The following is a 26,547-nucleotide window of genomic DNA, read 5'->3' as shown; positions in this document are numbered from 1 at the left end:
TCAGTCCTCGTAGTGGTCGATCTGGTCGATGCCCGGCAGATGAGGGGCGATGTCGGGGAGCTCGTCGAGCGAGCCGATGCCCATCTTCTCCAGGAAGAACGTGGTGGTGCCGTAGAGCACGGCGCCGGACTCGCCGTCCCGCTCGAGCTCGCGGATCAGGCCTCGCTGCACGAGCGTGCGGACGACGCCGTCGACGTTGACCCCGCGGATCGCGGAGATGCGTCCCCGGCTCACGGGCTGGCGGTAGGCCACGACGGCCAGGGTCTCCAGGGCCGCCTGCGACAACCGGGCGGTCTGTCCCTCCGCGACGAACGCGGAGACGACGGGGGCGAACTCGCTGCGCGAGTGGATCCGCCAGCCGGCACCGGTGCTGCGCAGCTCGAACCCGCGCGGCGCCAACGTCCCATCATACCCCGGATCGGCGGCGACGCCGTCGTACTCCGCGCGGAGCCGGTCGAGGACCCGCTGCACGGAGGCGACCGGGACCACGAGGGCGGCGGCGATCTCGTACTCGCTGACGGGCTCGTCGGCCACCATCAGGATCGCTTCGACGGCGGCCCGCACGCCGCCGGGCAGCGCCTCGAGGTCCGGCCCGCCCTCGGCCGCGGGGCTCACGCCGGGGCCCCCGAGGCGGCCGGGACCCCGTCCGGGGCCGCGACGACGGCCGCCGGGCCCGCGGCGTCCTCGGACAGCCGGTCGGCGGTCCACCCGGTGCCCGCCCCGGTCCAGCGGACCGTCAGCTCCCCCAGCGGCTGCTCCTGGGCGAGCTCGAGCACCGCGTCCCGGTACATCTCGAGCAGCGCCAGGAACCGCACGACCACCGCGAGGGTGGACCCGGCGTCCGCGACGAGCACCCGGAAGGAGCGCGGGGCTCCGTCCTCGAGCAGCCCGGCGAGGATCTCCGCCTCGTCCCGGACCGTCACGGCGGCCCCGTGCAGGTGGTCCACCCCGACCTCCGCGGGCGCCCCGGGGCGGGGCACGAAGACGGAGCGGGCGATCGCGGCGAACTGCTCCGGCGTGGTCCGCCAGTCGAGCTCGGGCAGCACGGCCGCCACGTCCGGGTCCAGCGGCACCGACCGGGGCAGGCGGGTGGACTCGGCCCGCATCCGCTCGTCGAGCAGCACGGCCACCTCCTTGAACGCCTTGTACTGCAGCAGCCGGGCGAAGAGCAGGTCCCGTGCCTCCAGCAGGGCCACGTCCTCCTCGTCCTCGACCTCCCCGCGCGGCAGCAGCCGGGCGGCCTTGAGGTCCAGGAGCGTCGCGGCGACCACGAGGAACTCGCTGGCCTCGTCGAGGGCGCGGGTCGAGCCGATCTCGTGCAGGGCGCGCACGTACTGGAGGAACTCGTCCGTGACGGTGGCCAGCGCGATCCGGGTGATGTCCAGCTCGTGCTTGGCGATCAGGGAGAGCAGCACCTCGAAGGGCCCCGCGAAGTCCTCCAGCTGCACCGCGAAGCCGCCGGGACCCTCGGGGACCGGCGGCTCCTCGGGGTGCATCAGGGTGCGCCGCCGCGCGAGATGAGCTCCCGCGCCAGCTGACGGTAGGACTCGGCGCCCTGGTGGGCCGTGGCGAAGGAGAGGATGGGCTCGGCGGCCACCGTGGCGTCCGGGAACTTCACGGTGCGCTTGATGACGGTGTCGAAGACCTTGTCGCCGAAGGCGTCCACGATCCGGGCCATGACCTCGCGGGAGTGCAGGGTCCGGGAGTCGAACATCGTGGCGAGCACCCCGTCGATCTGCAGGCGGGGGTTGAGCCGGTCCTGGACCTTCTCGATGGAGTCCACGAGCAGCGCCACGGCGCGCAGGGCGAAGAACTCCGCGATGAGCGGGATGACCACCCCGTGCGCGGCGGTCAGCGCGTTGACCGTCAGCAGCCCCAGCGAGGGCTGGCAGTCGATGATGATGACGTCGTAGTGCTCCTCGAGCTTGCGCAGGGCACTGGCCAGCACCTGCTCGCGGGCCACCTCGGTGACGAGCTGCACCTCCGCCGCGGAGAGGTCGATGTTCGCGGGGAGCAGGTCGACGCCCTCGACGTCGGTCTCCTGGACCACGTCCCAGACGTCCACGGAGCGGTCCATCATGACGTTGTAGACCGTCAGCTCCAGCTCGTGCGGGTTGGCGCCGAGGCCGGCGGAGAGGGCGCCCTGCGGATCGAAGTCGACGAGCAGGACCTTGCGCCCCAGCTCGGCGAGCGCCGCGCCGAGGTTGATGGTCGAGGTGGTCTTCCCGACCCCGCCCTTCTGGTTGACCATCGCGATGATCCGGGCGGGCCCGTGGGTGGAGAGCTCGGGCGGCTCGGGGAAGTCGCGGGCGGGACGGCCGGTCAGGCCGACGGTTCCCGTCCCGGCCTCGCCCGTGCCGGGGTTCCTCTCGTCGCTCTGCTGGCTCACTCGTGGCACCGCTCTTTCGTTCGTGGTCGCGCTCGGGCGGACCGGCCCCGGGCACGGGGTGGCCCGGGCCGGACGGGCCGACCTGGGGTTTTCCTGGACTCGATCAGCTACCAGGGTACCGCCGCCGCCGGGCGGCCCCGAATTCCCGGGCACGGTGGAGCCGGCGGACGACGACGGCCCGCGCCCGCCGCGCCCCCTCGGGGGCGCGGCGGGCGCGGGCCGGACACGGGTCCCGGTGCGGGGACGGGTCAGCGCGCTCCGGCGCCGGCCGCGGCCTCGAGCTTCTCCGCGACGGAGTCCTCCACCCGGGCCCCGGGAGCGGTCTCGGCGGCGGGCCGGTCCTCGGCGGTGCCGTGCGAGTGGGCGGCCATGGTGGACTCGTCGAACCGGTCCTGGCCGGAGAGCACGCGCTCCACCTGGACGAGGTCGATCTCGCGGGTCCACTTGCCGATCAGCAGGGTGGCCACGGCGTTGCCGGTGAAGTTGGTCAGGGCGCGGGCCTCGGACATGAAGCGGTCGATGCCGACGATGATGCCGACCCCGTCGACCAGGTCGGGGCGGTGGGACTGCAGGCCGCCCGCCAGGGTGGCCAGGCCGGCGCCGGTGACCCCGGCGGCGCCCTTCGAGGCGATGATCATGAACACCAGGAGGGAGATCTGCTCGCCGATGGCCAGCGGGCTGCCCATCGCGGAGGCGACGAAGAGGGCGGCCATGGTCAGGTAGATGGCGGTGCCGTCCAGGTTGAAGGAGTAGCCGGTCGGGACCGTGACGCCGACCACGGGCTTGGAGACGCCCACGTGCTCCATCTTGGCGATGAGCCGGGGCAGGGCCGCCTCGGAGGAGGAGGTCGAGAAGATCAGCAGGTACTCGCGGCCCAGGTACTTCATGAGCCGGAAGATGTTGATCCCCGTGACCGCCTTCAGGAGCCCGCCCAGGACCACCACGATGAACAGGACGCAGGTGAGGTAGAAGGCGATCATCAAGGTGGCCATCGAGACGATGGCCTGGACGCCGGTCTCGCCGACCACACCGGCGATCGCGCCGAACGCCCCGATGGGGGCGACCCACATGACCATGATCAGGATCCGGAAGACCAGGGCCTGGACGTAGCCGACGGCCTTGAGCACGGGCTTGCCGGCCGGGCCCATCTGCTGCAGCGCGAAGCCCACGATGAGCGCCACGAACAGGGTCTGCAGGATGTTGCCCTCGGTCAGGGAGGACAGCAGGGACGTGGGGATGATGCCGAGCAGGAACCCGATGGTCCCGCCCTCCCCGTCGCCGTGGCCCGCGTCCGTGACCTCGTACTCCGAGCCCTGGATGTTCAGGCCCTCGCCCGGGTGGATGAGGTTGCCCACCACCAGGCCGATGCCCAGTGCCATGGTGGACATCGCCATGAAGTAGGCCAGGGCCAGGCCGCCGACCTTGCCGACGGTCGCCGCCTTGGCGATGGAGCCGACGCCCAGGACGATCGTGCAGAAGATGATGGGGGCGATCATCATCTTGATCAGGGCGATGAACGCGGTGCCGACCGGCTTGAGCGTCTGGGCGAACTCGGGGGCCAGGAGGCCCAGGACGGCGCCGGCGACGACGGCGACGATCACGAAGACGTACAGGTAGTGCGTCCTGTCCTTCTTCTGCTTCTGGGCGGGCGGCTGCGGGTCGACGGGGTCCGTGGCGACGGTGGCCATGCTTGTCCTCCGGTTCGGGTGGGTAGCGCGGTGGGGTGGAGCGCGGGACCCGGGATCGGGCCGATGTGACGAGTCTCACCGCGGCCCGGCGCCCTGTCGTGTTGTGGTCATAATGGTCGTGACGCCCACCACAAGAGAGGGAGGGACGACCGGGAGATCAAGGAGCGGACATGTCCCTGGCCCGGCGCTTCTTCCTGATGCAGCTCGCCGTCGTCGCGCTGGTGACCCTCGCCGTCTCCCTGGTCCTGTTCGCCCACGAGCGCGGCGCGGTCGTGGAGCGCGCCGAGGCGGTGACCCGGGTCCTCGCCACGGCCCTCGCGGACGACCCGTACGTGCTCGAGGCGGTGGGCGGGCCGGACCCGCACGCCGTGCTGCAGCCGCTCACGGACCGGCTGCTCGCGGACACGGACCTCGACTTCGTCACGATCATGGCCCCGGACGGCACCCGCTGGACGCACCCCCTGCCCTCCTCGGTCGGCGAGGCCTACCGCGGGGACCGCTCGCACGCGCTCGCCGGGCAGACCTGGACCAGCACGGAGCGCGGCAACCTCGGCCCCTCCGTGCGCACGATCGCCCCGGTCCGGGACGGGGACGGCACGGTCGTGGCGCTCGTGGCCACCGGTGTCCTCCTCGAGGCCGTCTCGCAGCAGGCGCTCGCCCAGGTGCCGGCGGTGCTCCTCGTCGGGCTGCTGCTGCTGGCCGCGTCGGCGACGGTCGCGGCCCTCGGCTCCCGGTACCTGGGCCGGGTCACCCACGGCTGGGGGCCGGAGGAGCTCGCCCAGGTGCACGCGCTGCACGACGCCGTGCTCAACGAGGCCACGGAGGGCCTCCTGCTCGTGGACACGACCGGCGCGGTGCAGGTGCTCAACGCCCGGGCCCGGGAGCTGCTCGGGGTCCGGGCGCCGGCGGCCCCGGGACCGGCCCGGCACGAACCCCTCCCCGTCACGGACCTGGACCTGCCGGACGCGCTGGCGGTCCTCCTGCGCGCCGGCGCGCCCGTGCAGGAGCAGTGGTTCGTGGTCGGGGAGCGCACCCTCATCGTCTCGGCCCTCCCGGCCCGCGGAGCGCTCGCGGGGCGCGGCACGATCGTGATCCTGCGGGACCACACCGAGATCTCGCGGCTCTCGGGACAGCTGCGCGCCACCGCGACGCTGGCCGGGGCGCTGCGGGCCCAGACCCACGAGCACGCCAACCGCATGCACACGGTCGTCTCCCTGCTGGAGCTCGGCCGGGACGAGGAGGCCCTCGGCTTCGCCTCGGCGGACATGGTGCGCACCCGGGTGCTGTCCGACGACCTCCTCGCCCACCTCGACGACCCGTTCCTCGCGGCCCTGCTGGTCGGCAAGACCGCCGCGGCCCACGAGCGCGGCGTGGAGCTGGAGGTCGTCGTCGACCCGGACGCGCCCCGGATCCCCGTCTCCCCCGCCGACCTCGTGACCCTCGTCGGCAACCTCGTCGACAACGCCGTCGAGGCCGCCGCGGCCAACGCCGACCGGGTCCGCCCGGTCGTCGAGGTCGAGATCGCCCGGGCGCCCGACGCCGCGGACCCTGCCCGGGACGCGGTCGTGATCACCGTCGCCGACACCGGGATGGGGGTCCCCGACGACCTCGCCCGGGAGGTGTTCGAGCTCGACGTCACCACGAAGCCGGCCGGCCCGGAGGGCCGCGGCGTGGGCCTGCACCTGGTGCGGGAGGTCGTCGAGCGGTGGGGCGCGCGGATCGAGCACCGCAACGACGGCGGGGCCGTGTTCACGGTGACCGTCCCGGTGGCCCGCGACGCCGCGGCGGGGCGGGCCCCGTGAGCGCGCCGGTCCGCGTCCTGGTCGTCGACGACGAGCCGCTCACCGCCGCCGCCCACGCCCAGTACGTCGAGCGCTCACCGGGCTTCGAGGCGGCCGCCACCGCCGTGTCCGGGCGGACGGCCGTGCAGGCCGTGCAGGCCGCCCGGCGGGCGGGGCGACCCGTGGACCTGGTGCTGCTGGACGTGAACCTGCCGGACATGTCCGGTCTCGACGTGGCACGGACCCTGCGCGCCCGCGGCGAGACGGTGGACCTGCTGGTGATCACGGCGCACCGGGACGTGGCGACCGTCCGGGCCGCGAGCACCCTGGGCGTGGTCGGCTACCTCATCAAGCCCTTCACCTACGCCGTGTTCGAGGAGAAGCTCGACGCCTACCGGCGCTACCGCTCCGCCCTGGGCGCGGCCGGGACGGTGGGCCAGGCGGAGGTGGACCGCGCGTTCGCGGCCCTGGGCGCGCCCACCCGCCCGGACGCGCCCAAGGGCCTGTCCCCGCAGACCCTCGAGTCCGTCACCGCGCTGATCCGGGGCGGGGAGTGGCTCTCGGCCGGTGAGGTCGCCGAGCGCAGCACGCTGTCCCGGGTCACGGCGCGGCGCTACCTCGAGCACCTGACGGCCCGGGGCCTCGTGCAGCGCCGCCCGCGCCACGGCACCCCCGGGCGGCCCGAGCTCGAGTACGGCTGGGCCGGGCAGGACGTCTCCCCCGGCCGCTGACCCCGTGCCGTGCGCCGGAGCGTCACGAACCGCTCGGCGGGCGCAGCACGCCCTCGAGGGCCTCCAGCACGGAGGCGTCCTCGATCGTCGAGGGCACGGTGTAGTCCTCGCCGTCGGCCATCTGCCGCATGGTCTTGCGCAGGATCTTCCCCGAGCGGGTCTTGGGGAGCCCCTCCACCACGGCCACGTCCTTGAAGTCCGCCACCGCCCCGATCTGCCGGCGCACGAGCGCCACGAGCTCCTCCCGGAGCTGCTCCGGCGGGACGCCGGCACCGGTCTTGAGCACCACGTACCCGGACGGCCGCTGGCCCTTCAGCGGGTCCCCCACCCCGATCACGGCGCACTCGGCCACCGCCGGGTGGGAGGCGAGGACCTGCTCCATGGCCCCGGTGGACAGGCGGTGCCCGGAGACGTTGATGACGTCGTCGGTGCGCCCCATGACGTAGACGTAGCCGTCCTCGTCCACGTGGCCGGAGTCACCCGTGGCGTAGTAGCCGGGGAACGCGCTGAGGTAGGAGTCCACGAACCGCTGGTCGTCGCCCCACAGCGTGGGGAGCGTGCCCGGCGGCAGCGGGAGGCGCAGGGCGATGTTGCCCTCCTCGCCGGTCTCCACCGGCCGGCCCAGCGGGTCCAGGATCTCCACCCGGTAGCCCGGCACCGGCACGGACGGCGAGCCGGCCTTCAGGGGCAGCCGCTCGATCCCGAAGGGGTTGGCGCAGATGGCCCACCCCGTCTCCGTTTGCCACCAGTGGTCGACGACCGGGACGCCCAGCACCCGGGCGGCCCAGTGGTACGTCTCCGGGTCGAGCCGCTCCCCCGCCACGAACAGGGCCCGCAGGGAGCCGATGTCGTGCCGGCGCACCAGCTCGCCCTCGGGATCCGCCCGGCGGATGGCCCGCAGGGCCGTGGGCGCCGTGAACAGCACCTTGACGCCGTGGTCCTCGACACGCTGCCAGAACGCCCCGGCGTCCGGGGTGCCCACGGGCTTGCCCTCGTAGAGCACGGTCGTGGCGCCGGCCAGGAGCGGGCCGTAGACGATGTAGGAGTGGCCCACCACCCAGCCGACGTCGGACGCGGTCCACATCACCTCGCCGGGGCCGACGTCGTAGATGTGGCGCATGGACCACGTCAGGGCCACGGCGTGCCCGCCGTTGTCGCGGACCACGCCCTTGGGGGTCCCGGTGGTCCCGGAGGTGTACAGGACGTAGAGCGGGTCGGTGGCCGCGACCGGGACGGGCGCCGCGGGCTCGGCGCCCTCGACGGCCTCCGCCCAGTCGAGCCACTCGACGGCCGGCTGCCCGCCGGCCCCGGCCCGGCCCCGGGCGTCCTCGAGCGTCGTCTCGAACCCCGGGCGCTCGTGCACCAGCACCGTCCCGGGGGCGTGCTCGGCGAGCCGCAGGGCCTCCTCGATGGCCGGGATGTACTCGATCCGCCGCCTCGGCTCCACCCCGCCGGTCGTGGTCACCACCACGACCGGCCGGGAGTCGTCGATGCGGGAGGCGAGCTCCTTCGGGGCGAACCCGCCGAAGACCACCGAGTGCACCGCGCCCAGCCGGGCGCAGGCGAGCATCGCCACGACGGCCTGCGGGATCATCGGGAGGTAGACGAGCACCCGGTCGCCCTTGCCCACCCCCCGGGCGGCGAGCGCCCCGGCGAACAGGGCGACGTCGTCCCGCAGGCGCGCGTAGCTGAACCGCTCCTGAACCCCCAGCACCGCGGAGTCGTAGACGAGCGCGGTGCGCTCGCCGTGACCGGCCTCCACATGTCGGTCGAGGGCGTTGTAGGAGGTGTTGAGCTCGCCGTCGGGGAACCAGCGGTAGAGCGGGGCTGCGGTGTCGTCGAGGGCGGTGGTGGGCTCGCGCACCCAGTCCACGGCGCGGGCGGCGTCGAGCCAGAACCCCTCCGGGTCCTGCACGCTGCGGCGGTAGACCTCCGCGTAGCCCTCGGCCGGCGGCGGTGTTCGGTGGTCGGTGCTCATGGGTCCCTCCCAGGGGTTGCGGTCCTGCCGGACACCCTAGTGGTGCAGGTCACACACGACAAGACCTCTGTATACACAGATGCACGATCGAGCCGATCCGGACCAAATCCCTCGTCATCCGTACCGAACTGTGTATACAATGCTCGTGCATTGTGATGCCTGTCACCCAGAGTCCGCGGCGCACTCCCCGTCGCGGGCGACAAGAGCGAGGAGGGAGCCGTGCGAGCCAGCGACCGCGCCTACGAGGCCCTGCGCGAGGACATCGTCGAATGGCGGCTGCTCCCGGGCCAGGTGCTCGGCGAGGTCGAGCAGTCGGAGCGCTTCGGCATCTCGCGCACGCCGATCCGCGAGGCCCTCAGCCGGCTCACCGCCGACGGTCTCGCGGAGGCGCACCGGGGCCGCGGCGTCGTGGTCTCCCAGGTCTCCCTCGAGGACGTCCGCGCCCTGTTCGAGCTGCGGGAGGCCCTCGACTGCCGGGCGGCCCGGCTGGCCGCCCGGCGCCGCGACCCCGTCGCGTTCCAGGAGCTGGCCGCCGAGCTCGAGGCGGTCGTGGCCCAGCTCCACGGGCCGGGCACGGACCGGGCCGGGTACTACGACCTCGTGGAGCGCATGGACCGGGCCATCGACGAGGCCACGGCCAATCCGTACCTCACCGCGGCCCAGCGCTCCCTGCGCCTGCACCTGGCCCGGGTGCGCAAGCTCTCCCGCACCAACCCCGACCGGCTCGCGCGCGCCGCCGCCGAGCACGCCCAGATCGCCCGCGCCGTCGCGGAGGGCTCCGAGGAGCTCGCCGAGGCGGCGACCCGTGTGCACCTGGCCAACTCGCTGCAGGCCGTCCTGACCACCCCTGTCCGGGAGTGGGTCCAGCCCGCTCCCCCGCTCGAGGCCGCCGGCTGAGCGCGGACACCCCTTCGACCGCCGCCGGCGGTCGTCCGTCCCCACGAGAGGAACTCCCATGACCGTTCTCCATTCCGTGCGCGTCCACCCGTCCAAGGACAACCTGCCCCGCGAGGAGCAGCTGGCCTGGAAGATGGCCGAGGTCGCCGCCGACCCGGTCGAGGTCACCCCCGAGGTGACGGAGATGGTGATCAACCGGGTCCTGGACAACGCCTCGGTCGCGATCGCCTCCCTCAACCGCGGCCCGATCGTCTCCGCCCGGGACCAGGCCCTGGCCCACGCGCCCACCCCGGGCGGCACGGGCTCGGGCCTCTACGGCGTGGACACCGCCACCCGCAAGGTCTCCCCCGAGTGGGCGGCGTGGGCCAACGGCGTGGCCGTGCGCGAGCTCGACTACCACGACACGTTCCTGGCCGCCGAGTACTCCCACCCCGGCGACAACATCCCCCCGATCCTGGCCGTGGCCCAGCACGTGGGGGCCACCGGCCACGACCTGGTCCGCGGCATCGCCACCGGCTACGAGCTGCAGGTGGACCTCGTGAAGGCGATCTGCCTGCACGCCCACAAGATCGACCACGTCGCCCACCTCGGCCCCTCCGCGGCCGCCGGGATCGGCACCCTGCTCGGCCTGCCCGTGGAGACGGTCTTCCACGCCATCGGCCAGGGCCTGCACACCACCACCGCCACCCGCCAGTCCCGCAAGGGCGAGATCTCCACCTGGAAGGCCCACGCCCCGGCCTTCGCCGGGAAGATGGCCGTGGAGGCCGTGGACCGCGCGATGCGCGGACAGACCTCCCCCACCCCCATCTACGAGGGCGAGGACGGGGTCATCGCCTGGCTGCTGGACGGCCCGGGTGCGGCCTACGAGGTCCCGCTGCCGGCCCCCGGGGAGGCCAAGGCCGCGATCCTGGACACCTACACCAAGGAGCACTCGGCGGAGTACCAGGCGCAGGCCTGGATCGACCTGGCCCGCAAGCTGCACCGCGAGCACCCCGAGGCAAAGGACCCCGACAACGTGACCTCGGTGGTGATCCGCACCAGCCACCACACCCACTACGTCATCGGCTCCGGGGCCAACGACCCGCAGAAGTACGACCCCACCGCATCGCGGGAGACCCTCGACCACTCGATCCCCTACATCTTCACCGTGGCCCTGCAGGACGGCACCTGGCACCACGTGGACTCCTACGCCCCGGAGCGCGCCGGACGCCCGGACACCGTCGAGCTGTGGCAGAAGGTGACCACCGCCGAGGACCCCGAGTGGACCCGCCGCTACCACTCCCTGGACATCAGCGAGAAGGCCTTCGGCGGGTCGGTGGAGATCACCCTCACCGACGGCACCGTGATCACCGACGAGATCGCCGTGGCCGACGCCCACCCGCTGGGCGCCCGCCCGTTCGCCCGCGAGCAGTACGTCACCAAGCTGCGGACGCTGGCCGCCGGGATCGTCGCCGACGACGAGCTGGACCGGTTCATCGCCGCCGCCGAGAACCTCCCAGCCCTGGGCGCCGGCGAGCTCGACGCCCTCAACGTCACCGCCTCGCATCCCCTGCGCACCGGCACGAAGGGAATCTTCTAAGCCATGCTGTTCTCCACCACCACCCCCGAGGCCAAGCGGATCGCCCTGCGCGAGATGCTGGCCGGCCCCCGCACCGTCCGCTTCCCCGGCGCCTACACCCCGCTGTCCACGAAGCTCATCCAGGAGCAGGGCTTCGACGGCGTCTACATCTCCGGGGCCGTGCTCGCCAACGAGCTCGGCTTCCCCGACATCGGGCTCACCGCCCTGCCCGAGGTGGCCGCCCGGGCCGGGCAGATCGCCCGGGTGACCGACCTGCCGTGCCTCGTGGACGCCGACACCGGCTTCGGCGAGCCCATGAACGTGGCCCGCACCGTCCAGGAGCTCGAGAACGCCGGCCTGGCCGGGTGCCACATCGAGGACCAGTTCAACCCCAAGCGCTGCGGCCACCTGGACGGCAAGAACGTCGTGGACCTGGCCACCGCCGTCAAGCGGATCCGGGCCGCCGCCGAGGCCCGCCGGGACCCGAACTTCCTGATCATGGCCCGCACCGACATCCGCGGCGTCGAGGGCCTGGACGCCGCCACCGACCGGGCGAAGGCCCTGGTGGACGCCGGGGCGGACGCGATCTTCCCCGAGGCCATGGCCGACCTGTCCGAGTTCGAGGCGATGCGGGCCGCGGTGGACGTGCCGATCCTGGCGAACATGACCGAGTTCGGGAAGTCGCAGCTGTTCACCGCCGACCAGCTCCAGGACGCCGGGGTGAACATGATCATCTACCCGGTGACCCTGATGCGCGCCGCCCTGGGCGCCATGGAGCGCGTGCTGGACACCCTCCGCACCGACGGCACCCAGGAGGCGGCCGTGCCGGAGATGCTCACTCGCGCCCGGCTCTACGAACTGGTGGACTACAACGGGTACAACCAGTTCGACTCCGGGGTCTTCGACTTCGAGGTCCCCGGGCTGCACCACTGACCGCACCCACCGCACCGACCACGTGAAGGAGACCACCATGACCGAGACCCAGAGCGAGGTCCACAAGGGACTGGCCGGCGTCGTCGCCGACTACACGGCCATCTCCAAGGTCAACCCGGACACCAACTCCCTGCTCTACCGCGGCTATCCCGTCCAGGAGCTCGCGGCGAACTGCTCCTTCGAGCAGGTCGCCCTGCTGCTGTGGAACGGCGAGCTGCCCACGGACGAGGAGCTGGCGGAGTTCCGGGCCCGGGAGCGGGAGCACCGGGCGCTGACGCCCGAGCTCAAGGCGATCATCGACGCCCTGCCGACCACCTGCCACCCCATGGACGTGTGCCGCACCGCGGCCTCCGTCCTGGGCGCCCAGGACCCGCAGGCCGAGGACTCCTCCCCCGCGGCGAACCTGGCCAAGGCGCAGAAGCTGTTCGCGGCGATGCCCGCCGTCGTCTGCTACGACCAGCGCCGCCGCCGCGGCCAGGACGTGGTGGCCCCGCGCGACGACCTCGACTACTCGGCGAACTTCCTGTGGATGGCCTTCGGCGAGGAGGCCGACCCCAAGGTCGTCGAGGCGTTCAACGTGTCGATGATCCTCTACGCCGAGCACTCCTTCAACGCCTCGACGTTCACGGCCCGGGTGGTGACCTCGACCCTGTCGGACCTGCACTCGGCGGTCACGGCCGCCATCGGCGCGCTCAAGGGCCCGCTGCACGGCGGGGCCAACGAGGCCGTCATGGAGACGTTCGTGGAGCTGGGCATCCGCAAGGAGGAGACCGAGGCCGAGGCCGAGGCCCGCGCCAAGGCCTGGATGGACGAGGCCCTGGCGGCGAAGAAGAAGGTCATGGGCTTCGGCCACCGCGTGTACAAGCACGGTGACTCGCGGGTGCCCACCATGAAGGCGGCGCTGGACACGATGGTCGCCCACTACGGCCGGGGCGAGCTGCTGGGCCTGTACAACGGGCTCGAGCGGTCCATGGACCAGGCGAAGGGCATCAAGCCCAACCTCGACTACCCGGCCGGTCCCACCTACTGGCTCATGGGCTTCGACATCCCCACGTTCACCCCGCTGTTCGTGGCCGCCCGGATCACCGGCTGGACCGCGCACGTCATGGAGCAGGTGGCCGCCAACTCCCTGATCCGCCCGCTGTCCGAGTACAACGGCCCGGACGAGCGGCACCTGTAGCGCGCCGGGCAGGGGGCGGGTCCGGGGACCCGTCCCCCTGCCCGTCTCCGCCGGTCCGCTCCCGTCCCGCGACGGTCCGGACGGGAGACGTCCGGGCGGGACGCGGCGGGCTCAGTAGGTGGGCGCCGCGGGCAGCCCCATGTAGTGCTCGAGCGTGGGGATGTCCTGGTCGACCATGCCGGAGGCCACGTGCACGCCGACGTAGCGCAGGTGCCACGGCTCGTAGGCGTAGCCGGTGGTCGCGGTCCGGCCGCGGGGATACCGCACGACGAAGCCGTGCTCGTGGGCGTGCTCGCGCGCCCACGCCCCGGCCGGGGTCCCCTCGAAGCAGCTCTGCAGACCGCACTCCCCGCTCGGGTCGCCGATGTCCATGACCAGCCCGGTCTGGTGCTCGCTGTGACCCGGCCTCGCCGAGATCAGGTCCGCCTGCGCCTGCCCGTAGCGCGCCACGTAGTCGCGGTAGAGGCCGGCCTGCGTGGTGTAGGAGCGGTAGCCGCTGACCGCGGTCAGAGGAGCCCCGTCCGCCGCCGCGGCCCGCTGCATCCGCCGGAACGCCGCGGAGGCGTCCGCCCGCAGGAGCTGCCCGCCCACGGACTCGAGGGGGCGCGGCACGTGGTCGGCCGGGTCGAGGGGGCGGCGCTTGTTGACGACGACGTACACCGACGCGGCACGGTCGATCTCCCGGACCACCCAGGTCCCGGCGCCGCGGGCCCAGCTGACGGACCCGCGCTGGAAGGTCTGACGGCAGCCGCCGCCCGTGCAGGACTCCGCCGAGACCGGATACCCCAGGGCGCCGTGCTCCGCGCCGTGGCGCAGCCAGGCCGCCCGGATGCCGCCGCCGGTGGGATGCGCCCCGCTCGGCCGCGACCACACCACGACCCCGCCCTCGAAGGCCTGGTGGCAGCCGGCGTCGCGCAGTCCGCACACCTCACGGCCCACGGGGTAGCCCAGCGGCCCCCGCTCGTGGTCCTGCGCGGCCCACGCCGCACGGATCGCACCCCACGTGGGACGGGCCCCGGTCCGCGGGGACCAGTGGATGGTCCCGCGCTCGAACTTCTGGTAGCAGCCGCCCCGGACGAGCCCGCACCGCTCGGCCCCCAGGGCCCGGCCGAGCCGGCCGTCCGCTCCCCCGAGCCGCTGGTGCTCGGCCTGGATCGCCGTGGCCCCGAACGCCGGGGTGCCGAGGCCCGGGAGGGCCAGTCCGAGGGCGAACAGCAGGACGAGCAGCATCCGGCCCGTCCGCCCGGTCCTCCGCGTGCTGGGCTGCGTGGTCTGCCGTGTGCTGTGCCGCGTGGTCTCGCGCATGACGTCCCCGTCCGTCCGCCGAGCGGAGCGCTCGGGCGTGCGTCCAGGCTAGGCCGCGGGCGGGCCTTCCCGAAAGCACCGGCGCGTGTGTGACCCCTCCGGGACGCGCTGCCGGTGACCCGCCCCGGCTACCGGGCGCGGGGGTGGGCTGCGGCGTAGACCTCGCGCAGGGAGTCGACGGTCACCAGGGTGTAGACCTGGGTGGTGCTGACCGACGCGTGGCCGAGCAGCTCCTGGACGACCCGCAGGTCGGCGCCGCCCTCGAGGAGGTGGGTCGCGAAGGAGTGGCGCAGCGTGTGCGGGGTGATCCGGTCGCCCAGGCCCACCCGCTCCGCCGCGCTCTTCACCGTGGTCCACGCCGTCTGGCGGCTGATCCGCTCGCCCCGGGCGTTGAGGAACAGCGCGGGGGTGCCTCGTCCCCGGGCGGCGAGCGCGGGCCGGCCCCGCACGAGCCACTCGTCCACGGCGCGCACGGCCCAGGAGCCGAGCGGCACCATCCGTTCCTTGCCGCCCTTGCCGAACAGCCGCACGAAGGGCATCCCCGCTCCGCTCTCCTCCGGTTCCCCGCTGCGGCGCACGGCCCGGGAGAGGTCGTCGACGTCGAGGCCGGTCGCCTCCGAGATCCGGGCGCCCGTCGAGTAGAGCAGCTCCAGCAGCGCCCGGTCGCGCAGCTGCTGGGGGGTGTCGGTGCCGGTCGACTCGAGCAGCGCGGTGACCTGCTCGACCGGGACGGCCTTGGGCAGGCGCATCCCGGGCGTGGGCGGCTGGACGGGGGCCGCGGGGTCCGTGCGCGTCATCCCCTCGAGGACCCAGAACCGGTGGGCGCCCCGGACCGCGACGAGGGTGCGGGCGGCGCTGCGGGTGCTCAGGGGCGCGCTGTCCTGCGACCCGGCGGACAGGTCCCGGAGGAAGTCGCGCACGTGACCGGTGGTGATGCCCTCCGGGGTGGTCACGGGCGGGTCCGTCCGCTCGCGGAGGTGCTCGGCGTAGCGGCGCAGGTCCCGGCGGTAGGCGGCCAGCGTGTTGGCGGCCAGGCCCCGTTCGACGGCCAGGTGCTGCAGATAGCGCTCCAGGGCGCGGTCGAGCGCGTCGCCGGGGTGGTCACCGGACGGGGCGCCGGGCGAGGTCCCGGACGTCCCGCCGGTGGGGAGGCCGGTCACCGGAGGTCGGGGTGACCGGGCCACGGGGCGTCGGCCGGGCGCAGGGACCGGTAGCCCTCCGCCCGGGCGGCGTGGGCGGCAAGGACCCCGATCACCGCGGCGGGCGAGTTCAGCCGGCCCTCCAGCACCGCCCGCACCGCGCCGTCGAGCGGGACCCACGCCCCGTGGATCTCCGCCTCCTCGCCGTCCCGCTCGTGGAGCTCGTGGTCGGGGACGTCGCTGAGACCACGGGCCAGGAAGATCCGGTTGGCCTCCGAGGAGGAACCGGGGCTGTTGTGGAAGTCCACGAGCACGTCCCAGCGCTCGGCCCGCAGGTCGGCCTCCTCCGCGAGCTCCCGCTGGGCCGCCACGGCGGGGTCCTCCCCCTCGACGTCGAGCAGGCCGGCGGGGATCTCCCACATGGTCATCCCGACCGGCCGGCGGTACTGGTTGATCAGGAACACCTCGTCGCGGTCGTTGAGCACGAGCACGGACACCGCGCCGGGGTGGGTGATGTAGTCGCGCCGCAGCGGGTCCTCCCCCCGGGCGAGCTCGAACTCGTCGCGCCGGACGTCCCAGATGAAGCCCTCGTAGACCGTCTCGGAGGCCACCGTGCGGCGGACGCTGAGCTGGTCGGAGAGCTCCTCGGGTGCGAGGTGGCGGATGTCCATGGGGTCCCTTTCGGAGCGGCCGCCGTCGCGGGGCGACGGGAGCGGCGGGCGGGGTGCGGGTGGGGAGACGGTGCAGGCGCCGGTCCTCGCGAGGACCGGCGCCTGCACCGGGACGCCCGTGCGGTGACGGGCGGGGGCTCAGCGGCCCTCGGCCTGACGGCGCTCGAGGGCCGCCTTGACGAGCCCGTCGAACAGCGGGTGCGGGCGGGTCGGGCGGGACATGAGCTCGGGGTGCGCCTGGGTGCCCACGTAGTACGGGTGGACGTCGGCGGGCAGCTCCACGAACTCCACGAGGGTGCCGCCCGGAGAGGTCCCGGAGATCACGAGCCCCGCCTCCTCGAGGCGCTCGCGGTACTCGTTGTTGACCTCGTAGCGGTGACGGTGGCGCTCCTTGACCTCGGTGGAGCCGTAGGCGCCGGCCACGACGGACCCGGGCCGCAGCTGCGCGTCGTAGAGGCCGAGCCGCATGGTGCCGCCCAGGTCACCGGCACCCTCGACGAACTGCTTCTGCTCGTCCATGGTCGCCACGACCGGGTGGGCGGTCTCCGGCTCGAACTCGGTCGAGGAGGCCCCCGCCAGGCCGAGCTCCGAGCGGGCGAACTCGATGACCATGCACTGCAGGCCCAGGCACAGCCCGAGGGTCGGGATGCGGTGCTCCCGGGCGAAGCGCAGGGTGCCAAGCTTGCCCTCGATGCCGCGGATGCCGAAGCCCCCGGGGACGCAGATCGCGTCGACGTCGCCTAGCTCGCGCTGGGCGCCCTCCGGCGTCTCGCACAGGTCCGAGGCCACCCACTTGATCTTCACGCGGGCGTCGTTGGCGAAGCCGCCGGCCCGCAGGGCCTCGGAGACCGACAGGTAGGCGTCAGGCAGGTCGATGTACTTCCCGACCATGGCCACCGTGACGAAGTGGGAGGGCTCGTGCACGGCCTTGAGCAGCCGCTCCCACTGCGCCAGGTCCGCGTCCCGGTAGTCCAGCCCCAGGTAGTCGAGGATGTAGGTGTCGAGCCCCTGGCTGTGCAGGGTCCGGGGGATGTCGTAGATGCTCGGGGCGTCGGGGCAGGAGATCACGGCGTCGTGGTCGACGTCGCAGGCGTTGCCGATCTTGCGCAGCATCGTGTCCGGCACCTGCCGGTCGGAGCGCAGCACCAGCGCGTCCGGCTGGATGCCGAGCCCGCGCAGCGCCGCCACGGAGTGCTGGGTCGGCTTGGTCTTCAGCTCGCCCGAAGGACCGATGTACGGGATCAGGGAGACGTGCAGGTAGAACACGTTGCGGCGGCCGACGTCCTGGCGGACCTGCCGCGCGGCCTCGAGGAACGGCTGGGACTCGATGTCGCCGACCGTGCCGCCGATCTCGGTGATGATGATGTCCGGCTGGTCGTCGCCCTGCGCGCGGCGGCGCATGCGGTTCTTCAGCTCGTCGGTGATGTGGGGGATGACCTGGACGGTGTCCCCGAGGTACTCGCCGCGGCGCTCCTTGGCGATGACCGTGGAGTACACCTGTCCGGTGGTCACGTTCGCCGAGGCGTCGAGGTTCTCGTCGAGGAACCGCTCGTAGTGGCCGATGTCGAGGTCGGTCTCCGCCCCGTCGTCGGTCACGAAGACCTCGCCGTGCTGGAAGGGGTTCATGGTGCCCGGATCGACGTTGAGGTACGGATCCAGCTTCTGCATCGTCACGGAGAGCCCGCGCGCCCGCAGCAGCATCCCGAGGGACGAGGCCGTCAGGCCCTTGCCGAGGGAGGAGGCCACGCCGCCCGTCACGAAGATCTGGCGGGTCACCTTGCCCGGTCGCTGGTTTTCGGTCTGCTGTGCGCCGGCCTCGTGGGCGGCTTCGTTTGCATTCACCACGGAATTCGACCCTATCATTCTTGTCCGCTCAGGACGTCGGTTGCGTGCTGGGGATCACCGGGCGGCGGCACCTCAGAGCACCGCGCCACGGACGAGCTCCCGGGCGTGCTCACGGGCCGCCGCGGAGTCCTCGTGGCCGGCGAGCATGCGGGCGAGCTCCACCACGCGCTCCTCCGCGTCGAGCACGCGCACGTCGCTGACCGTGGCGTCCGTGCTCTTGGTGACGAGGATGTGCTGGTCGGCGAACGCCGCGACCTGCGGCAGGTGCGTCACCACGAGGACCTGGACGTGCTGGGCGAGCATCTTCAGCCGGCGGCCGATCTCCACGGCGGCCTTGCCGCCCACCCCCGAGTCCACCTCGTCGAAGACGAAGGTGGGCACAGGGTCCACGGCGGCGAGGACCACCTCGATGGCGAGCATGAGACGGGACAGCTCACCGCCGGAGGCGCCCTTGCCGAGGGGCCGGGGCGCGGCGGCGGCGTGCGGTCTGAGCAGGAACGAGATCTCGTCCCTCCCGTGGCCGGAGAACTCCTCGGTGGGCTCGACCTCGATGACGAGGGAGGCGTTGGGCATGGCCAGTGCCGTGAGCTCGGAGCTGACGGCCCCGGAGAGCCGGTGGGCGGCGTCCCGGCGCCGTTCGGTCATCCGCGCGGCCAGCTCGCTCAGCTCGGCGTGCAGCTGCTCGAGCCGCGCCCGGAGCTCCTGCTCCCGCGCGGGGTCGTCCGTCAGCTCGTCGAGGCGCGCCCGCGAGCGCCCCGCCCAGTCGAGGACCTCGTCCACGGTGGCGCCGTACTTGCGGGTCAGGGACTTGAGCTTGGCCCGCCGGGACTCCACCTCGGCCAGGCGGGCGGGGCCCTCGTCGTCGAGCCCCGAGGCGTATCCCGAGAGGTCCGCGGCGATGTCGTTGACGAGCACGGCCAGCTCGGCGACCCGCCCCGAGAGCTCCTCGAGATCACGGTCGGAGCCGGCCTCCTGCTCCAGGGCCCGGTGCGCCGCCGCCACGAGGGCGGTCGCGTCCGGGGTGTCGGCGTCGGCGAACTCCCCGCCGCTCAGAGCGGCGTGGGCAGTGAGGGCGGCGGCGCGCAGCTGCTCGAGGTTGGTCAGCTTCTGGCTCTCCTGGTCGAGGCGCTCGTCCTCGCCGGGCTGGGGGTCCACGGCGTCGATCTCCTCGAGGGCGCCCTGCAGGCTCTGCGCCTCGAGGGCGCGTTCGCGGCCGTGCTCGGTGACCTCGCGCAGGGTCTGCTGCACGGAGCGGTACTCGGCGAGGCGCTCCCGGTAGCGGCGCAGCTCGGCGGCCAGCTCCTCCCCCGCGTACTGGTCCAGGGCGTGGCGCTGGGCGGCCGGGGACCTCAGCCGCAGCTGGTCGGACTGGCCGTGCACCGCCACCAGGGTCTGGCCCACCGCGGAGAGGGTGCCCACGGGAGCGGAGCGGCCACCGACGTGGGCGCGGCTGCGCCCCTCCGCGGTCACCGTCCGCGCGACGGTGACGAGGGCCTCCTCGGCGTCCCCGACGGCCTCGACGTCGACCGCGCCGCCGGCGTCCTCGACGAGGACCGCGGCGGGATGGCCGGCCGGCACCCGCACGACGGCCTCGGCGACGGCCTTGGGCGCCCCGGAGCGCACGGCGCCGGCGTCGGAGCGGTTGCCCAGCAGCATCCCGAGGGCGGTCACCACCATGGTCTTGCCCGCGCCGGTCTCACCGGAGAGGATGCTTAGCCCCGGGCCGAGGGGCAGCACGGCGTCGGTGATGACCCCGAGGTCGTGGATGCGGATCTCCTCGATCATTCAGCCGGCCTCCCCGGACTCGTCGTGGGTACGGTGGGCGCCGGGGCGTCCGGCTCGTGCGGCATCTCGTGCCCGACGGTGGACTTCTGCTGCTCCTGCGCCTCGTCGCCGCGGACGACGGGCAGGGCCGTGGTCCGCGCCGCGGCCGCCTCGTGCGGGGGCACCGGCCCCCGCCAGCCGCTCGTGGGCAGCTCGAACTTCCGCACGAGCCGCTCCGAGAAGGGGGTGAGGTGCATCCGCGCGAGATTGACCGCCTTCGGGGAGCGCACCACCTCGATCCGGGAGCCCGGCGGCAGCTCGGTGGTCCGGCGGCCGTCGCACCACAGCACGCCGCGGGCGTCGGTGCGGGTGAGGACCTCGACGGCCATCATGGAGTTCGGGGAGATGACCAGGGGCCGGGAGAACAGGGCGTGGGCGCTGAGGGGCACCATGAGCAGCGCCTCGACCTCTGGCCACACCACGGGCCCGCCTGCGGAGAACGCGTAGGCGGTGGATCCGGTCGGGGTGGCGAGGACCACACCGTCGCACCCGAAGGTGCTCAGCGGCCGGCGGTCCACCTCGATGACCACCTCGACCATCTTCTCGCGGTCGCCCTTCTCCACCGAGGCCTCGTTCAGCGCCCAGGTGTGCAGGACCTTCTTCTCGCCCTGCCACACGGTGACGTCGATCGTCATGCGCTGCTCCACCGTGTAGCGCCCGTCCACGATGGCCTCCACGGACTCGCGCAGGTCGGAGCGCTCGCTCTCGGCGAGGAAGCCCACGTGGCCCAGGTTGACCCCGAGCAGCGGGGTGTCAACGCTGCGCACCAGTTCGGCGGCGCGCAGGATGGACCCGTCCCCGCCGAGCACCATGACGAGCTCGATCTCCCGCAGGGAGACGTCCTCCTCGATGACCTCCACGGGCGCGAGCGGCTCCGCGTCCTCCTGGAGCGCCTCGAGGTCCGCCCGCGAGATCACCGGCACCAGGCCGGCCTCGTGCAGCTGGAGACAGGAGTCGCGGGCGGCGTCCTTGGCCTCTTGCCGGCCCATGTGGGCCATGACCAGGATCTTTCTGCTCACCGGGTCCTCCCGTTCTCGACTGCTCGGTGCGCGCGGGCGTCGTCAGGACCGGGACCGGCCCGTGGCGCACGCCGTGCCCGCGGACCGGGCACCGCTCACCACCCTACGCGAGGGCGGGGACAGTCAGGACGGCTGGTCCCGGCGGCACCACAGGAAGAACTCGTGGTTGCCGTCCTGGCCCGGCAGCGGGCTGCGCTCCCGGCCCCGGACCGACAGTCCGTGGGCCCGGGCGGCGGCGGCCACGGCCTCGACGGCCCGGGCCCGCTCCTGCTCGCTCGTGACCACCCCCGTGCGCGCGAGGCGCTCGGCACCGACCTCGAACTGCGGCTTGACCATGAGCACGAGGTCACCGCCCGGCACCGTGGCCGCCGCCAGCGGCTCCAGGACCAGGGTGAGCGAGATGAAGGACAGGTCGCAGACCGTGAGCTCCGCCGGGCCGCCGATGTCCTCGGGGCGCATCCAGCGCACGTTCATGCCCTCCAGCACCCTCACCCGGGGGTCGGCCCGGAGCGAGGGGTCGAGCTGGTCGTGGCCCACGTCCACGGCGACCACCTCCCGGGCGCCCCGTCGCAGCAGCACGTCGGTGAACCCGCCCGTCGAGGCGCCGGCGTCGAGGCACCGCTTGCCCCCCACGCCGATGGCCGGGAAGGCCGCGAGCGCTCCGGCGAGCTTGTGCCCGGCCCGGCTGACGTAGTCCGGGACGTCCGCGGGCCGGACCTCCAGCAGGTCCTCGGGGCCGACCCGGACGGAGGGCTTGGTCGCGGGGCGGCCGTTCACGAGGACACGGCCCTCGCCGATCCACCGGGCGGCGACCGTGCGGGAGCGGGCCAGCGCCCGCGCGGTCAGCTCCTGGTCGAGACGGGAGCTCACCGGTGCGCCGCCTCCTCCTGTCCGGTGCCGGGTCGCGGCACGAGGCCGGCGGGGACCGTGCCGGGCTCGGCGTCGAGCTCGGCGACGAGTGCCGCGTGCAGCTCGTCGTAGCGGCCGGGGTGCTCCGCGACCGGCAGCGCCTCCAGCTCACCGGCACGGTCCAGCACGGCGTCCACCCGGGCGTGACCGGTCGGGCGCAGGGCTGCGCCGTCGTCCCCGGCCGGGCGCTGCGCCCCGGCGCCCCCGGTCACTCGCCCGCCTCCCACTCGGGGTCCGGGACCACGGGGACGTCGGTGTCGGGGTGCGCCGCCCACCAGGCCGCGCACGCGGCCCGCCAGGCGTCGAGGTCGTCCTGGGCGCCGCGGATCCGCAGCCGCGTGCCGTCGGTCTCGGCCTCCGCCGCTCCGCAGCGCGCGGAGTGCGCTCCGGCGGAGGACGAGACCTCGACCTCGGGATACGGCTCGAAGAGCGCGTGCAGGGTCCCGACGACGTGGTCCGGGCGCTCCGCGCTGCACGCGGCGAGGATCGTGTGCACGGTGTCCACCCCGGTGAGGACCGCGATCGTCGCGAAGCCGGCGGCGTTGCCGCCCCGGATGTCGGTGTCCAGCCGGTCCCCCAGCACCACGGGCCGGGCGCTGCCCGCCCGCTCGGCGGCGGTGCGGAAGATGGGGGCCTCCGGCTTGCCGGCCACGACCGGCGGCCGCGCCGTCGTGGCCGCCACGGCGGCCACGAGCGTGCCGTTGCCGGGCGCCAGACCGCGGGCCTGCGGAATGGTGCGGTCGGTGTTGGTCGCGACCCACAGCACGTCCGGGTCGGCCAGCGTGTACGCGGCCTCGGCCAGCTCGGCCCAGCCCAGGCCGGGGTCGAAGCCCTGGATCACGGCGCGGGGCTCGTCGGACTGGGCGCGGACCGGGACCAGCCCGGCCTCCGCGACGACGTCGGCCAGGGCCTGGGAACCGGTGACGAGCACCGCGGTGCCGGCCGGGACCCGCTGCGCCAGGAGCTCGGCTCCCGCCTGCGCGGCGCTCACCACGCCGTCCGGGCCCGTGGGTACGCCCAGGTCCGTCAGGTGCTCGGCGACCGTCGCGACGGAGCGCGAGGCGTTGTTCGTCACGAACACCACGGGCACGCCGTCCGCGGCGATCCGGCGGAGGACCTCCGGTGCGCCGGGGATGGCGTGCGGGCCGGCGTAGACGACGCCGTCCAGATCGCTCAGGACGGCGTCGTACCGGTCGAGCAGCCGCTCAGCCACGCCGCGGGCCGCCGTCCGTGCCGTCGCTCGCCTCGTCACGCTCGTCGTCACTCGCGTCGTCGCCGTCGAGGTCGGTGAGATCCTCGTCGTCGTCCGGGTCGAGGTCGGCCTCGGAGCCGCCCTCGAAGTCGTCGTCCGGGTCCAGGTCGTGCTCCGAGCCCTCCGCCTCGTCGTCCGGATCCAGGTCCGGTTCCTCCTCGGTGCCCTCGTCGAGCACGTCCTCGCTCTCGTCGTCCGCCCCGCCGTCGGGGTCGAGGCCCGGATCGTCGCCGGAGGCCTCGGCCGCGTCTGCGGCCGGTGCGTCCGCCGGGTCCGAGGTCGGGTCCTGGGCCGTGTCCTCGGCGTCGGCCAGGACGACGCCGCCGGCCGGCACCTGCTCGGTCTCCTCCTCGTCGTCGAAGTCGACGATCTCCGGCTCGGCGAACTGCCCCGTCCCGAGGGCGGCCTCGGCCACCACGGCCTGCCGGTCCCAGGTCAGGGCCTCGCGGTCCCTCCCGACGCCCCGGAGGGCCTCGGCGTAGGCGCGGAACAGCCGGGGGCTGTAGGGGAAGCCCCGGTTCCTGTCCAGCTGCGGAATGGTCAGCGCGTCCACCGCACCCTGGGCGTCCCCCTGGTCCCGGCGCATGCCGGCCAGCACGATGGCCAGCTCCACCTTCTCGCTGGGCTCGAGCGACTGCACGGCCTCGGACGTCGCGAGCTCCACGGCCTTGTCCAGGCGTCCGAGGGCCCGCTCGCAGTCGACCATCAGGGGCAGGTGGATGTCGGCTCCGGTCATCCGGCGGAACGTGCGCAGCTCCTTGAGCGCCAGTGCGTAGTCACCCGCCTCGTACGCCGCGACGCCGGTCGCCTCCCGCACGGCGGCGATGCGGCCGCCGCGCCGTCCCGCCGCCAGCGCGTGCTCGAGCGCGAGCTCGGGGACGTCGAACAGGTAGCGCCCGGCCATGACCAGGTGCTTGGCGACGGCCTCGGCGTTGCGCGGCTCGAGCGCCCCCAGCTGGGCACGGGTCGGCTTGTCGAGCTCACGACCCGTGATGTCCTCGTCCACCTCGGGCGCCCGGTGACGGTGGGTCGAGACGTCGTCCCGGTCGTCACGCCGGCCCCGGTAGCCCTCGTCGCGGTCCGGGAACCCGCCGCGTCGGTCACCTCGCGGCGCGTACCCGCCGCGGCGGTCGTCGCCGTGGCCTCCGCGACGGTCACCTTGCCGGTCGTCCCGCCGGTCACCGCGCGGGGCGTAGCCACCGCGACGCTCGTCCTGGCGGTCGTCGCGGCGACCGCGGTAGCCCTCGCCCTCACGACGCGGCCCCCGCTCACCCGGCCGGTCGTCACGCCGGTCACCGCGCGGGGCGTACCCGCCACGACGGTCGTCCTGCCGGTCATCGCGCCGGTCACCGCGCGGGGCGTAGCCACCGCGACGCTCGTCCTGGCGGTCGTCGCGGCGACCGCGGTAGCCCTCGCCCTCACGACGCGGCCCCCGCTCACCCGGCCGGTCGTCACGCCGGTCACCGCGCGGGGCGTACCCGCCACGACGGTCGTCCTGCCGGTCATCGCGCCGGTCACCGCGCGGGGCGTAGCCACCGCGACGCTCGTCCTGGCGGTCGTCGCGGCGACCGCGGTAGCCCTCGCCCTCACGACGCGGCCCCCGCTCACCCTGACGGTCATCACGCCGGCGGTCGTCGCTGTAGCCTCCGCGACGATCACCTTGCCGGTCGTCCCGCCGGTCGCCTCGCGGCGCGTACCCGCCACGACGGTCGTCCTGACGGTCGCGGCCGGGCCGGTCGGCGGCTCCGCGGTCCTGGGAGTTGCGTCCGCGCGCCTCGCCGTCGCGAGCCGGACCGCGCCGCCCCTCGTCGAAACGGCGTCGGGGCTGGGCGCCGGACCGGTCGCCCTCGCGCCCGGCTCCTCCGCCGGACCGGCGGTCGCCGGAATGTCCGTTCCGACGCTCGTCCCGGGACCCGTGCTGGAAAGACTCGGACACGTACCGCTCCTCTGTGCCGACGCGGTGCCGGTCGGCTCTCGTGGATGTCGGCGGTGGCCGGAGAACGGTCCGCCATGATGATCGTTCCCATTGTATAAGCAGGTCCGACGACCCTCTGTCCCGATTCGTCCCCGGCCGCTCCCTCGTCGGATGATGGGCTCATGTCCAAAAAACCCCTCACGTCCCACCTCCTGGTGCGCGTGCTGCTCGGCATCGTCCTGGGCGTCGCCTGCGGTCTGTTCTTTCCCGAACCGCTCGCCCGAGTCTTCCTGACGTTCAACGGCCTCTTCAGCGCTTTCCTCGGCTTCATCGTCCCGCTGCTGATCGTCGGTCTCGTCACCCCGGCCATCGGCGACCTCGGCAGAGGGGCCGGCAAGTGGCTCGGCGTGACCGCCGCCATCGCGTACGCCTCCACCGTCCTCTCCGGTCTGCTGGCCTTCGCCGTCGCCCGCGCCGGATACCCGTGGCTGCTGGCCGGGGAGCGTGACGTCGACGCCCTGGCCAACCCGGAGGAGAGCGCCCTCGCCGGCTTCTTCACGCTCGAGATGGAACCCGTGTTCGGCGTCATGACAGCGCTTCTCCTGGCCTTCTGCCTGGGGGTGGGCATCACCCTCATACCGGGTGACACCCTCCACCGGAGCATGGACGACCTGCGCCGGATCATCATGCGCATCGTGGAGCTGGTCATCATCCCGCTGCTGCCCCTCTACATCTTCGGGATGTTCATGGGCCTCACCATGAACGGACAGATCCTGGTGGTCGTCGCCACCTTCTCGAAGGTGGTGCTCGTCGCCCTGGCCCTGTCCGTCGTGCTGCTCGTCGCCCAGTACGTCGTCGCGGGGATCTACGTGGGCCGCAACCCCGCGACCCTGCTGAAGAACATGCTGCCGGCCTACGCCACAGCGCTGGGCACGTCGTCCTCCGCCGCGACCATCCCGGTCACCCTGAGGTGCGCGGAGGCCAACGGCGTCCGTCCGTCCGTGGCAGGCTTCGTGATCCCGCTGAGCGCGACGATCCACCTCGCCGGGTCCACGCTGAAGATCGTGCTGTTCTCGACGGCCGTCATGACCATCACCGGCACCCCCGTCGACGACGTGGCCTACGTGGGCTTCATCCTCATGCTGGGGATCACGATGGTCGCCGCCCCGGGCGTTCCCGGCGGCGCGATCATGGCCGCCGTGGGTCTGCTCCAGGGCATGCTCGGCTTCGACGAGACCGCGGTGGCCCTGATGATCGCCACGTACATCGCCATCGACTCCTTCGGCACCGCGACGAACGTGACCGGGGACGGTGCCATCGCCGTGGTCATGAACAAGCTCATCGGCCGGCACACCGCGACCGGATCCGCACAGGAGAACCCGGCGGAGCTGACGCTGTCGGACGCACACACCGCTCGGTAGTCGTCCGGTTCCTTCCGCTGCGGGGCGGGGCCCCGCAGCGCCCGCTCGGTCGGTCTCCTTCGACCGGATGCTGCGGATCGTTCCCGAAGCTCCGCCTTGACCCGAGGTCCGG

At 73.6% G+C, this 26,547-nt stretch carries 23 protein-coding genes; 8 read left to right on the top strand and 15 right to left on the bottom strand.

From position 1 onward, the window contains the following. The 4 genes from scpB to ACZ2G1_RS00985 form a co-directional block, all read right to left on the bottom strand. Positions 1-615 (bottom strand): SMC-Scp complex subunit ScpB, encoded by a 615-nt coding sequence (gene scpB, locus ACZ2G1_RS01000; protein WP_035924068.1) that lies wholly within the window; start codon positions 613-615, stop codon positions 1-3. Then, positions 612-1,496, bottom strand: coding sequence for a segregation and condensation protein A (locus tag ACZ2G1_RS00995; RefSeq protein ID WP_017833722.1), 885 nt, complete (start codon positions 1,494-1,496; stop codon positions 612-614). The genes scpB and ACZ2G1_RS00995 overlap by 4 nt, the downstream gene beginning before the upstream one ends. Continuing rightward, a complete protein-coding gene (locus tag ACZ2G1_RS00990; protein WP_017833723.1) occupies positions 1,496-2,389 on the bottom strand; it encodes a ParA family protein in 894 nt (297 codons plus the stop codon). The genes ACZ2G1_RS00995 and ACZ2G1_RS00990 overlap by 1 nt, the downstream gene beginning before the upstream one ends. 248 nt (positions 2,390-2,637) lie before the next feature. Then, positions 2,638-4,077, bottom strand: a complete 1,440-nt coding sequence (locus ACZ2G1_RS00985) for a C4-dicarboxylate transporter DctA (protein WP_017834263.1) — start codon at positions 4,075-4,077, stop codon at positions 2,638-2,640. Between the two features lie 170 nt (positions 4,078-4,247). Between ACZ2G1_RS00985 and ACZ2G1_RS00980 the strand changes: the two genes are divergently transcribed. Then, positions 4,248-5,879 (top strand): sensor histidine kinase, encoded by a 1,632-nt coding sequence (locus ACZ2G1_RS00980; protein WP_470377340.1) that lies wholly within the window; start codon positions 4,248-4,250, stop codon positions 5,877-5,879. Then, positions 5,876-6,589, top strand: a complete 714-nt coding sequence (locus ACZ2G1_RS00975) for a response regulator (protein ID WP_017834265.1) — start codon at positions 5,876-5,878, stop codon at positions 6,587-6,589. Before ACZ2G1_RS00980 ends, ACZ2G1_RS00975 begins: the two co-directional genes overlap by 4 nt. Positions 6,590-6,611: 22 nt before the next feature. Here ACZ2G1_RS00975 and ACZ2G1_RS00970 read toward each other — a convergent pair whose 3' ends face one another. Continuing rightward, complete coding sequence (locus tag ACZ2G1_RS00970) at positions 6,612-8,567, bottom strand: AMP-binding protein (RefSeq protein ID WP_470377339.1); 1,956 nt, start codon at positions 8,565-8,567, stop codon at positions 6,612-6,614. A gap of 219 nt (positions 8,568-8,786) precedes the next feature. Between ACZ2G1_RS00970 and ACZ2G1_RS00965 the strand changes: the two genes are divergently transcribed. The 4 genes from ACZ2G1_RS00965 to ACZ2G1_RS00950 are packed head-to-tail and all read left to right on the top strand — an operon-like array spanning position 8,787 to position 13,135. Next, complete coding sequence (locus ACZ2G1_RS00965; protein ID WP_017834267.1) at positions 8,787-9,464, top strand: GntR family transcriptional regulator; 678 nt, start codon at positions 8,787-8,789, stop codon at positions 9,462-9,464. Between the two features lie 58 nt (positions 9,465-9,522). Next, on the top strand, positions 9,523-11,043 hold the full coding sequence (locus ACZ2G1_RS00960) for an MmgE/PrpD family protein (RefSeq protein ID WP_470377338.1): 1,521 nt from the start codon (positions 9,523-9,525) through the stop codon (positions 11,041-11,043). A 3-nt stretch (positions 11,044-11,046) separates the two neighbouring features. Next, on the top strand, positions 11,047-11,955 hold the full coding sequence (gene prpB, locus ACZ2G1_RS00955; protein ID WP_017834269.1) for a methylisocitrate lyase: 909 nt from the start codon (positions 11,047-11,049) through the stop codon (positions 11,953-11,955). A gap of 37 nt (positions 11,956-11,992) precedes the next feature. Further along, positions 11,993-13,135: a bifunctional 2-methylcitrate synthase/citrate synthase gene (locus tag ACZ2G1_RS00950; protein ID WP_470377337.1), complete on the top strand. Its 1,143-nt coding sequence runs from the start codon at positions 11,993-11,995 to the stop codon at positions 13,133-13,135. Between the two features lie 111 nt (positions 13,136-13,246). On the opposite strand, the gene ACZ2G1_RS00945 is transcribed toward ACZ2G1_RS00950, so the two are convergent. The 10 genes from ACZ2G1_RS00945 to ACZ2G1_RS00900 form a co-directional block, all read right to left on the bottom strand. Next, positions 13,247-14,440 carry a D-alanyl-D-alanine carboxypeptidase family protein gene (locus ACZ2G1_RS00945; protein ID WP_470377336.1) on the bottom strand — a complete coding sequence of 398 codons (1,194 nt, stop codon included), beginning with the start codon at positions 14,438-14,440 and terminating at the stop codon, positions 13,247-13,249. Positions 14,441-14,568: 128 nt separating this feature from the next. After that, positions 14,569-15,600, bottom strand: coding sequence for a site-specific tyrosine recombinase XerD (locus ACZ2G1_RS00940; RefSeq protein WP_109268734.1), 1,032 nt, complete (start codon positions 15,598-15,600; stop codon positions 14,569-14,571). Continuing rightward, a complete protein-coding gene (locus tag ACZ2G1_RS00935; RefSeq protein ID WP_109268733.1) occupies positions 15,597-16,250 on the bottom strand; it encodes an NUDIX domain-containing protein in 654 nt (217 codons plus the stop codon). Before ACZ2G1_RS00935 ends, ACZ2G1_RS00940 begins: the two co-directional genes overlap by 4 nt. Before the next feature lie 138 nt (positions 16,251-16,388). After that, positions 16,389-18,113, bottom strand: coding sequence for a CTP synthase (locus tag ACZ2G1_RS00930; RefSeq protein ID WP_368828456.1), 1,725 nt, complete (start codon positions 18,111-18,113; stop codon positions 16,389-16,391). A gap of 54 nt (positions 18,114-18,167) precedes the next feature. Then, positions 18,168-19,880, bottom strand: a complete 1,713-nt coding sequence (gene recN, locus ACZ2G1_RS00925) for a DNA repair protein RecN (protein ID WP_035924075.1) — start codon at positions 19,878-19,880, stop codon at positions 18,168-18,170. Beyond that, on the bottom strand, positions 19,877-20,938 hold the full coding sequence (locus ACZ2G1_RS00920) for an NAD kinase (RefSeq protein WP_081615829.1): 1,062 nt from the start codon (positions 20,936-20,938) through the stop codon (positions 19,877-19,879). The genes recN and ACZ2G1_RS00920 overlap by 4 nt, the downstream gene beginning before the upstream one ends. 123 nt (positions 20,939-21,061) lie before the next feature. Next, a complete protein-coding gene (locus ACZ2G1_RS00915) occupies positions 21,062-21,808 on the bottom strand; it encodes a TlyA family RNA methyltransferase (RefSeq protein ID WP_109244424.1) in 747 nt (248 codons plus the stop codon). Then, positions 21,805-22,059 (bottom strand): hypothetical protein, encoded by a 255-nt coding sequence (locus ACZ2G1_RS00910; protein WP_109244423.1) that lies wholly within the window; start codon positions 22,057-22,059, stop codon positions 21,805-21,807. The genes ACZ2G1_RS00915 and ACZ2G1_RS00910 overlap by 4 nt, the downstream gene beginning before the upstream one ends. Then, positions 22,056-23,060 (bottom strand): HAD-IIA family hydrolase, encoded by a 1,005-nt coding sequence (locus ACZ2G1_RS00905; RefSeq protein ID WP_126350059.1) that lies wholly within the window; start codon positions 23,058-23,060, stop codon positions 22,056-22,058. The genes ACZ2G1_RS00910 and ACZ2G1_RS00905 overlap by 4 nt, the downstream gene beginning before the upstream one ends. Next, positions 23,053-24,105 carry a hypothetical protein gene (locus tag ACZ2G1_RS00900; protein ID WP_211309947.1) on the bottom strand — a complete coding sequence of 351 codons (1,053 nt, stop codon included), beginning with the start codon at positions 24,103-24,105 and terminating at the stop codon, positions 23,053-23,055. The genes ACZ2G1_RS00905 and ACZ2G1_RS00900 overlap by 8 nt, the downstream gene beginning before the upstream one ends. A gap of 12 nt (positions 24,106-24,117) precedes the next feature. Here ACZ2G1_RS00900 and ACZ2G1_RS00895 point away from each other — a divergent pair, with 12 nt between their 5' ends. Both ACZ2G1_RS00895 and ACZ2G1_RS00890 read left to right on the top strand, forming a co-directional pair. Beyond that, positions 24,118-25,113 carry a hypothetical protein gene (locus ACZ2G1_RS00895; RefSeq protein ID WP_470377335.1) on the top strand — a complete coding sequence of 332 codons (996 nt, stop codon included), beginning with the start codon at positions 24,118-24,120 and terminating at the stop codon, positions 25,111-25,113. A gap of 83 nt (positions 25,114-25,196) precedes the next feature. After that, positions 25,197-26,435 (top strand): dicarboxylate/amino acid:cation symporter, encoded by a 1,239-nt coding sequence (locus ACZ2G1_RS00890; protein WP_109223005.1) that lies wholly within the window; start codon positions 25,197-25,199, stop codon positions 26,433-26,435. Positions 26,436-26,547: the final 112 nt, after the last annotated feature.

Source organism: Kocuria sp. KKT182 (assembly GCF_055635395.1).
Note: the sequence above shows the minus strand (reverse complement) of the source record. Positions and strands in the feature narration are given on the sequence as shown.